This window comes from Streptomyces sp. NPDC029216 (assembly GCF_040648015.1).
Taxonomy (GTDB): Bacteria; Actinomycetota; Actinomycetes; order Streptomycetales; family Streptomycetaceae; genus Streptomyces.
Genome location: NZ_JBEZWL010000211.1, coordinates 1 through 9,278 on the forward strand (window position 1 = coordinate 1; position 9,278 = coordinate 9,278).

The window sequence follows — 9,278 nt, forward strand, 5'->3', positions numbered from 1 at the left end:
CCTCCAGGATGTCCTCGATCGTGACGATGCCCGCGGTGCCGCCGTACTCGTCGATGACGACGGCCACGTGGTTGCGCACCGACTGCATCTCGCGCTCCTGGACGTGGGCGGCGACCTCGTCCATGAGCTGCTGCAGGAGCGGGCTCATCTGCGCGTCGGCGGTGTCCATCTTCTCCAGCCGCTTGAGCATCTTCTCGACGCGGCCGTGGTCCTCGATCTCCTTGTCCGCCATCGGCCCGCCGCCCTCGACGTGCTCGCGTACCGCGGGGTAGAGGTACTGCTCCTCGGCGACCGAGTGCCGCACCAGCTCGATGGTGATCTCGTCGATGAGATCGCGGAGCTCCTTCCCGGTGCTGGTCATGGCCTGGAGCCGGGCGAACATCCCCTCCACCTCCCGGTGGTCGGCCATCAGCTCGTCGATCACATTTCCGCCGTGTCCCATGTCGCCTCCACGTGTGCTCGGGTCGGGCCGCTCCGGCCCGATCCGATCGCTTCCCCGCCGGACCCGGAGGCGCCCGGCCGCACGGGACCTCTCACCCGCGTGGCGGAGGCGCGGTTCCCTTGGGCCGGGCAGCAGGCCGGTGGCTCACCCCCTGCCACTTCTGGTTTCCAGCAGCCGTCCGAGCGGCCAGGTCGTGATCAGCCGGTCCGCTCCCAGGCCGATCCGTGCCGCGCGTGCGTAACCCGTGCTCTGCCAGTGCAGCTGTTCGGGGGCGTGCGCGTCGGTGTCCACGGCGAACCGGCAGCCCGCGGCGGCGGCCCGCACGAGCAGGTCGTCCGGCGGGTCGCGCCGCTCGGGCCGGCAGTTGATCTCCACGGCGGTACCGGCCTCCGCGCAGGCGGCGAACACGGCCTCGGCGTCGAAGCGGGACTGGGGGCGTCCCCGGCCGGTGACGATCCGTCCCGTGCAGTGCCCCAGGACGTCGACATGCGGGTTGCGCACCGCGGCCACCAGGCGGGCGGTCATCGGCTCGGGTTCCGAGCGGAGCTTGGAGTGCACGGATGCCACGACGATGTCGAGCCGGCCGAGCAGGTCTTCCTCCTGGTCGAGGGAGCCGTCGTCGAGGATGTCGCACTCGATGCCGGTCAGCAGCCGAAAACCCGGGCCCAGCCTGGAATTCACGGCGGCCACGGCCTCCAGCTGGCTCCTGAGCCGGGCCGGGCTCAGCCCGTGGGCGATCGTCAGCCGCGGCGAGTGATCGGTCAGGACGGCCCACTGGCGGCCCAGGGCGCGGGCCGCGTCGGCCATGTCCTCAAGCGGGCTGCCGCCGTCCGACCAGTCGGAGTGCAGGTGGCAGTCCCCGGTGCTCGCGGCCGCCAGGTCCCAGCCGGCTTGCGCGCCCGGCTCGGCTTCGGCCTGCAGACGGGCCAGGTAGCGCGGTACCGCCCCGGTCGATGCCTGGGCGATCACCTCGGCGGTGACCGGGCCCACCCCCCGCAGCCGGACGGCCTGGGCGGCGTCCACCGGGCCCGGTGGCAGGTCGCGGACGGCGTCGGCCGCCGTGTGGAAGGCCCGCACCCGGTACGGGGACGCCCCGCGCCATTCGAGGAGGAAGGCGATCCGACGCAGGGCCTCGTCCGGGGTCACGGCAGCGGGGTTCCGCCGGTGGCGCCGACGGTCTCGCCGGTGAGGCGGGAGGCCCGGTCGCCGCGCAGCGGCGTGGGTGCGGGAGTGGTGTCCATGTGGTCCGGCTACCCGGATCGTCACCGCGTATCCCGCCCTCCGCGGCGAGGCCCGGCCGTCCGGCGGCGTCCCCCATCGGCGGAGTTCACGACCGGCGCGGTTGACGTCTGCCGGCGTGGGCAGGGGCCCGGTGTGGCGGAAGGCGGCGGTATGGGTCGCACGGCACTCATCGTGATCGACATGCTCAACACCTACGAGCACGAGGACGCCGAGGTGCTGGTGCGGTCCGTCCGCGACATCCTTCCGGGAGTCGGGGCGCTGCTCAAGCGGGCGCGGGACGCCGATGTGCCGGTCGTCTACGTGAACGACAACTTCGGCCGGTGGCGTTCCCATCACGGAGAGATACTCGAAGCCGCCCTGGCCGGCCGTTACTCCGACCTGGTGCAGCCGATCGCGCCGGACGAGGAATCCCTGTTCGTCGTCAAGGCACGGCACTCGGTCTTCTTCGAGACGCCCCTCGCCTACCTGCTGGGCCAGCTCGGTGTGCAGCGGGTGGTGCTGTGCGGGCAGGTGACCGAGCAGTGCGTGCTGTACTCGGCCCTGGACGCCCACATCCGGCACCTCGACGTCGTCGTGGCCCTCGACGCGGTCGCCCACATCGACGCCGCCCTCGCCGAGGCAGCCCTGCGCATGATGGAACGCAACATGTCGGCCGAGCTCCGCCCGAGCGGAGAGATCACCTTCGAGGACGTTCCGTCAGGCTGACGGCGGCGCGGACGGCGGCGCGGACGGCACCGGCCGGTCCGGGTCCCGGCCGCCGTCTCGTCCGACCAGGGTGAGGGCGGCTGCGGCGGTCTTGAACTGCGGCTGCTTGGAGACGGGATCCCAGACGGTCGCGATCAGCTCGTTCGCGGCACGCCCCGGCACCCCCGGGGCCGGGGCGCTGCCGGCAGGGGTGTCCCAGTACCCGTAGTGGAAGGGGACGAACAGGACGCCCGGGCGGACGGAGCCGATGCGCAGCCGCCCGCGCAGCGCACCGCGCCGGGTGGTGACCTCGACCAGGTCGTCTTCCGCCAGTCCGAGGCGGGCCGCGTCGGCGGCCGCGATCTCCACCCACACGTCCGGTGCCGCGTCCGCGAGCTGGGGCACCCGGCCCGTCTTGGTGCGGGTGTGGAAGTGGTAGAGCGTGCGTCCGGTGGTCAGGTGGAAGGGGTGGCTTTCGTCCGGCCACTCCTTCGGCGGAATGTAGGGGGCGGGCCTGATGAGCGCCTTCCCGTCCGGGTTCATCGACCGGTACCACTCCTCGCCCAGCGGCTCGCCGGTCACCAGGTCCTTGCCGTACGTCTCGCACCGGTCCGGATGCGCCCAGTCCACGCCGTCGCCGTAGAGGCGGTCCGTGCCGTCGGGGGCGTGCTCGGTGCACGGCCACTGGATGCCGCTGGGGCCGCGGAGCTTCTCGTAGCTCAGTCCGGTGTAGTCGCAGGGCCGTCCGGCACTGCACCGCTTCCACGCCTCGAAGGCCTCCTCCGGGCCGCTCCAGTGGACCAGGCGTCCGCCGTCCTTGTCCTCGAAGCCCATGCGGGCCGCGTAGTCGAGGAAGACGTCCAGGTCCGGGCGGGCCTCGCCGGGCGGATCCACGGCCTTCTCGGACAGGTGGACGGTGCGGTCGGCATTGGTGAAGGTGCCCGTCTTCTCACCCCAGGTCGCCGCGGGCAGCACCACGTCGGCGAACCGCGCGGTCTCGGTGAGGAACAGGTCCTGGACGACGGTGAACAGGCCTTCCCGGGCGAGGACGGAGCGGATCCGCGCCAGTTCGGGGAGGGACACGGCCGGGTTGGTGGCGCTGATCCACAGCATCCGCACCGAGCCCTCCTCCGCCAGCTGGAAGATCTTCATGGCGTGGGTGGGCGGGGCGTCATGGGGGATGGCCGACGGTTCCACGTTCCAGACGTGCGCGAGGTCGGCGACATGGGCCTCGTTCTGCCAGTTCCGGAACCCCGGCAGGTCCCCGTCGGCGCCGCATTCGCGGGTGTTCTCGGCGGTGGGCTGGCCGTTCATCTGGAGCACACCCGCCCCGGGCCGGCCGAGCATGCCGCGGATCAGGTGCAGGTTGTTGACCTGGACGGCCGCGGCGGTCGCCTGGTTGGCCTGGTAGAACCCCTGCAGCACGGTGGACAGCAGCCGGCCGGCGGTGCCGAGCAGTTCGGCGGCCTCCTCGATCGAGGCCGCCGGCACGTCGCAGATGCCCGAGGCCCACCGCGCCGTGCACGGTTCGACCTGCCGGCGCAGAGCCTCGAAGCCGACCGTGTGCCGGGCGATGAACCCGGGGTCGGTCCACCCGTGCCGGACGACCTCGCCGAGGAGGGCGTTGAGCAGCGCCACGTTGGTGCCGGGACGGGGCGCCAGGTGCACGTTCGCCCGGCGCGCCACCGGGGTGAGCCGCGGGTCCACGCACAGCAGCCGGGGCGGGTCGGGACCGTCCAGCCGGTCCAGGATGCGCATCCACTGGACGACCTGCGTCTCGGCGATGTTGTGGCCGAACAGGGCGATCGCGTCCGCGTGGTCGATGTCCTCGTACGAGCCGGGCTGGCCGTCGCTGCCGAAGGACTGCTTGAGGGCCTCTGCCGCCGTCGCCGTGCACAGCCGGGTGTTGCCGTCCAGGTGAGGGGTGCCGATCCCGGCACGGGCGAGGACCGCGAGCGTGTAGTACTCCTCCAGGAAGAGCTGCCCCGAGGTGTAGAACGCGACCGCCTCCGGCCCCTGGGAGCCGATCAGCTCCCGCGACCTGGTGACGATGCGGTCCATCGCCGTCGGCCAGTCGCTTTCCACGAGGCGTCCGCCCTCGCGGACGAGGGGCCGGGTCAGCCGGTCCGCGGAGGAGTTGGCCTGCCACGCGTACAGGTCCTTCGGCTCCAGCCGGCCCCGGTTGACGCGGTCACCGGCCCGGCCGCGGACCCCCACGATCCGTCCGTCGCGGACGGCGATGTCCATCGCGTCACCGTCGGAATGCAGGAGCGAAGCCGTCCGCACCCAGGCGTGGACGTCCTGCTCGCGCACCCCCTCGGCCAGGCAGGAGTCCGTGCGTACGGGCCACTGTCCGCCCTGGCCGTACGGGGTGCGGCGCCCCCACGGGTCGGCGATCCGGTCGCCGGACACCTGTACTGGATTCCGCCTCACAGCCGCTCCTCTCCGGTCACGGCGCCGTAGGCGCCGACCCTCGACAGCGGCGCCTACCCGGCGCGATCCGCCTGACACGGCCCCCGCCGCGGGCGTGACACGCGCCCCGCCTGACACGGCCCCCCCCCGCCACGGACGTGACGCGCTGCCGAGCAGGGCAGGCGCCCCCGGCGCACCGGTACCGCGCCGGCCGTCCGGCGGCGCGTGTACGGAGGGCGGCCGGGTAGGCGATCGGCATGCATCCCTTCACCGACAGCACCCCGGCCCTCCTGGCCCGCGGCTACGCCTGGGCCCCCGGACTGCGCCGACGGCACGGCGACCGCCAGGCCGTCCCGACCCGGCTGATGGGCCGGCCCGCCCTCCTGCTGCACGGCCCGGCCGCCGTGGACTTCTTCTACGACGAACGCCATGTGCTGCGGCACGGCGCCCTGCCCGGACCGGTCCTGGACACCCTCTTCGGCAGGGGAGCCGTCCACACGCTGGACGGTGCAACGCACCGGGTCCGCAAGGAACTCTTCACGACGCAGCTCATGACACCCGACGGCGTGGAAGCCCTCGGCAGGCTGGCCCGGGAACACTGGCTGCACACGGTTGACGGCCTGCGGGGACGCCGGGCCGTCCTCTTCGACGAGATGGCCGTGGCACTCGCCGCAGCCGCATGCCAATGGAGCGGTGTCCCCTCCGCTCCCGAGGACACCGTCCGCCGCCTGGCCGAGGACTGCGTCGCCATGGTCGACGGGTTCGCCACCCCCGGCCCCCGCCACTGGAAGGCCCGCCGCGCCCGGAGCCGTCAGGAAGCCGCCTTCGCCAGGACCATCGAGGACGTACGCCGTGGCACGGAGGCCCCCGAGCACGGCAAGGGGCCCACCGTGGTGGAGGCCGTGGCCGCACACCGCGACGCGGACGGCAGCCCGCTCGACCTCCGTACGGCCGCCGTGGAACTGCTCAACGTCCTGCGCCCCACCGTGGCGATCACCTGGTTCACCACCTTCGCCGCCCACGCACTGCACCGCTTCCCCGCCGTCCGGGAGCAACTGCGCGCGGACGACGGCCCGTACGCCAGGGCCTTCGCCCACGAGGTACGCCGCTGCTACCCCTTCGTGCCCTTCGTCGGCGGTCTCGCCGCCAGCGACCTGCGATTCGACGACCTCGACGTCGCCGAGGGCACGCTCGTGCTCCTCGACGTACCCGGCCACCACCGCGACCCGGACCTCTGGCCCGAGCCGCACCGCTTCGACCCGCGCCGGTTCCTCGGCAGGGAGCCCGGCCCCGGCGAGCTCATCGCCCAGGGCGGCGGGAACGCCCGCACCGGCCATCGCTGTCCCGGCGAGGACATCACCGTCCATCTCCTGGCAACCCTGGCCGCGCCCCTGGCGGACCTCGCGCCCGACATGCCGGAGCAGGACCTGCGCATCCCCGTCGGCCGGGTCCCCACCCGGCCCCGCAGCGGCGTGATCGTGCAGGTCCCCGATCGTCGCGCGGCCTCCGGGTGAGTGACAGATCCCGTGGCCGGCGGCGTGTGCGGGGCTGGGGCGAGGAGCGCCGTGGGACGGTGCAGGGGCCTCTGCCAGACCCGCCCGTCAGGAGTCGTCCGGTGCTCGAACGCAAACAGCTCAAGGGCCGCACGCAGGTGACCTTCGTTCTTCCGGCCGACAGCCCGGACGGTCCGGTCAGCGTCGTGGGGGACTTCAACCACTGGAACCCCCACGCGCACCCGCTGCGGCTCCGCGGCGACGGCATGCGCGCGGCCACGGTCGTCCTGCCCGCTCACAGCGGCCACTCCTTCCGCTACCTGGCGGCCGGAGACCACTGGTTCGACGACGACCAGGCCGACGGCCATGACGGCTCCAACAGCCGCGTCAACACCTGACGAGGGGCGCCCGTATGGATGCGATCGTGCTGCTGCGCGAGGACCACAAGACGGTCGAGAAACTGTTCAAGCGGTTCGAGAAGACCTCCGACGACGACACGGCCGAACGCCGCCGGATCGCCGACGAGGTGATCGAGGAGCTCACCGTCCACGCCTGGATCGAGGAGGAGTTCTTCTACCCGGCCGCCCGCGAGGCCGCGCCGGACACCAAGGACCACGTCCTGGAGAGCATCGAGGAGCACCACGCGGTGGTGTGGATGCTGTCGGAGATCAAGGGCATGGACCCGGGCGACGAGCGGTTCAAGGCGAAGATGAGCGTCCTGATGGAACAGGTCCGCCACCACGTCGAGGAGGAGGAGCAGGACTGGTTCCCCGAGGTCCGCAAGGCGATGGGCCGCAACAGGCTCACGGAGCTCGGCGCTGAGATGGAGGCCGGGAAGAAGCAGGCACCGCGCGATCCGCTGGCCGTTCCCAGCGCCGACTCGGAGTGACCCGGTCACGGCCCCGGCCGGCCGGGCGCCACGGGTGCGCGCTGTTCCTGGCGGCCGCGGTGACGCTGGGAGCGGCCGGGTGCGGGGGCCCGGCGGCCCGCCAGGACGCGGCCGCCGCGGCGGGATCCGCCTTCGAGGCCGCCGTCGCGTCCGGTGACCACGTCCGGGCCTGCGAGCTGCTGGCTCCGCAGGCCCGTCAGCAGCTGGAGCAGGGCGAACAGAAGGCCTGCCCGGAAGCATTGGCCTCGCAGGAGCTGCCCGGGACACGCGGCGTCCAGGAGGTCGAGGCGTACGGGAGGCAGGCGCTGGTACGGCTGTCGGGCGACACCCTGTTCCTGTCGCTGTTCCCCGCCGGCTGGAAGGTGGTGGCCGCCGGCTGCACACCGCGGTCCGACCAGCCCTACAACTGCCTGATCAAGGGGGCGTGAGGCATGAGGATCCTCTTCGTCACCTGCCTGGCGGTCATCGTCGGCGGGCTCGGCTACTTCATCACCATCGGGGTGCTCCAGCGATGACCGACAGCCGTGAGCCGCGCCGGGGGTTCTGGCGGGACAACAGCCTGACCCTCGCCTTCGGCATCGCCTTCCTGGTGGTCCTCGCCTTCCAGGCCGTCACGGGGCTCGCCGAGTTCAACGAACAGATGACGGTGGACGGCCTTCAGCCGCTGGGCCTCGGCGACTACCTGACGTCCTCGGACTTCGCCGTCGACGTCACCGAGAACTGGCAGTCGGAGTTCCTGCAGTTCTTCCTCTACATCTTCGGGACCGTCTACCTCGTCCAGCGTGGTTCACCGGAGTCCAAGAAGGTCCACAAGACCGGCACCGAAAGCGAGGAGGAGCAGCGCATGGGTGACCACGCACGCCCTGACTCCCCCCGCTGGGCGGGGACGAAGGACTGGCGCCAGACCCTCTACGCCCGCTCCCTGGGCACCGTCATGGGCACCCTGTTCGTCCTGTCCTGGCTGGCCCAGTCGATCACGGGTACCGCCGCCTACAACGACCAGCAGCTCCGCCAGCGCGAGGACCCCGTCAGCTGGGCCGGCTACGTCGCCACCCCCGACTTCTGGAACCGGACCCTGCAGAACTGGCAGTCCGAACTCCTCGCGGTCGCCGCGATGGTGGTCCTGTCCATCTACCTCCGCCAGCGCGGCTCCCCCGAATCCAAGCCGGTCGGTGCCGCCCACACCACCACCGGGGTCGAAGGCTGACCGCCGGGCGGGCTGGTCGCGGGGAGGGCGGCCCTGGCTCAGCCCCGCGGCGGGTACGCGCCATTCGGCGCATCCGGGGCGCCGCCCGGCCGCCGCGGCGGGCCCACCCCGGCCGCTCCCGTCGGACACCCACCGTGGACTGCCGCTCTACGGTGAGTGATCATTCCTCACGGGTTCCACAGAGAGCCTTCACAGGGCGCACACTTCCGGCCGTTCCGCGCCCGCGCACGCCCCCGGGGGGCAGACGGCGCGCGCGGCGTCGCCCTAGCCTCCCGGGCCATGCGATCACCTCTGAAGAGCCGTCTCGGCCTCGCCGCAGTCCTCGCCTTCGTCCTGGCCCTGTTCGGTCTCGCCCCCGCCGCCCAGGCCGACCCGGCGCCGGCCGCCCTGACGTTCACCGCGAACGCCGCGACCGTCACCCCCGGCGGCACGGTGAACCTCTCCATGACGCTCACCAACAACAAGACCTACGACGTCTGGTTCGTGTACCAGACCATCTCCCCGACCTGGCTCACCACCCAGCGCGCCGACCTCAAGTACAGCTTCACCGGCTGCAGCCTGGCCACCCCGACCGGCGCCGCCTCCTGCTCGGGCGTCGGCCCCTCCGACCTCGGTGCCAACTACGGCGCGACCATACCCCCCGGTCAGAGCCGCACGGTGACGCTGACCCTCCAGGTGGCGGCCGACTCCGGCTGTAACGGCAACATCGGCTTCTACTCGTACTACTACGCCGAGTTCAGCGACAGCACGAACACCAGCGGCGGTCCGGTCTACACGCCCGAGACGCGGGTCCTCTGCGCCTGAGCGGACGTCCGCACCCGGTCGGGGGTGGCCAGAAATCGCCCCCGACCTCCGCCCGTACTGGTCTGGACCACTAGGGGAGAACGTCGCCCGGCCGCTCCGGCCGGG

At 72.4% G+C, this 9,278-nt stretch carries 10 protein-coding genes; 7 read left to right on the forward strand and 3 right to left on the reverse strand.

Annotated elements, in window-relative coordinates; genetic code table 11:
- The coding region (locus AB0F18_RS36730; protein WP_362069096.1) for a hemerythrin domain-containing protein at positions 1–442 on the reverse strand (442 nt) is incomplete at its 3' end.
- 144 nt (positions 443–586) lie between these two features.
- Positions 587–1,588: a PHP domain-containing protein gene (locus tag AB0F18_RS36735; RefSeq protein WP_362069099.1), complete on the reverse strand. Its 1,002-nt coding sequence runs from the start codon at positions 1,586–1,588 to the stop codon at positions 587–589.
- 246 nt (positions 1,589–1,834) lie between these two features.
- On the opposite strand from AB0F18_RS36735, the gene AB0F18_RS36740 reads away from it, so the two are divergent.
- Positions 1,835–2,389 (forward strand): isochorismatase family cysteine hydrolase, encoded by a 555-nt coding sequence (locus tag AB0F18_RS36740; RefSeq protein ID WP_362069102.1) that lies wholly within the window; start codon positions 1,835–1,837, stop codon positions 2,387–2,389.
- Here the strand turns inward: AB0F18_RS36740 and AB0F18_RS36745 are convergent.
- Positions 2,381–4,801 (reverse strand): nitrate reductase, encoded by a 2,421-nt coding sequence (locus tag AB0F18_RS36745; RefSeq protein WP_362069105.1) that lies wholly within the window; start codon positions 4,799–4,801, stop codon positions 2,381–2,383. The genes AB0F18_RS36740 and AB0F18_RS36745 overlap by 9 nt on opposite strands.
- Before the next feature lie 236 nt (positions 4,802–5,037).
- On the opposite strand from AB0F18_RS36745, the gene AB0F18_RS36750 reads away from it, so the two are divergent.
- The 6 genes from AB0F18_RS36750 (at position 5,038) to AB0F18_RS36775 (ending at position 9,173) form a co-directional block, all read left to right on the forward strand.
- Positions 5,038–6,294: a cytochrome P450 gene (locus tag AB0F18_RS36750; protein WP_362069108.1), complete on the forward strand. Its 1,257-nt coding sequence runs from the start codon at positions 5,038–5,040 to the stop codon at positions 6,292–6,294.
- A gap of 101 nt (positions 6,295–6,395) precedes the next feature.
- The gene (locus tag AB0F18_RS36755) at positions 6,396–6,671 is read left to right on the forward strand and encodes an isoamylase early set domain-containing protein (RefSeq protein WP_362069111.1); all 276 of its coding nucleotides are present in this window, start codon (positions 6,396–6,398) and stop codon (positions 6,669–6,671) included.
- 14 nt (positions 6,672–6,685) lie between these two features.
- Positions 6,686–7,162, forward strand: coding sequence for a hemerythrin domain-containing protein (locus AB0F18_RS36760; RefSeq protein ID WP_362069114.1), 477 nt, complete (start codon positions 6,686–6,688; stop codon positions 7,160–7,162).
- A gap of 59 nt (positions 7,163–7,221) precedes the next feature.
- The gene (locus tag AB0F18_RS36765; RefSeq protein WP_362069117.1) at positions 7,222–7,590 is read left to right on the forward strand and encodes a hypothetical protein; all 369 of its coding nucleotides are present in this window, start codon (positions 7,222–7,224) and stop codon (positions 7,588–7,590) included.
- 83 nt (positions 7,591–7,673) lie between these two features.
- On the forward strand, positions 7,674–8,369 hold the full coding sequence (locus AB0F18_RS36770) for a DUF6766 family protein (RefSeq protein WP_362069120.1): 696 nt from the start codon (positions 7,674–7,676) through the stop codon (positions 8,367–8,369).
- Between the two features lie 279 nt (positions 8,370–8,648).
- The gene (locus AB0F18_RS36775) at positions 8,649–9,173 is read left to right on the forward strand and encodes a hypothetical protein (RefSeq protein ID WP_362069123.1); all 525 of its coding nucleotides are present in this window, start codon (positions 8,649–8,651) and stop codon (positions 9,171–9,173) included.
- Positions 9,174–9,278: the final 105 nt, after the last annotated feature.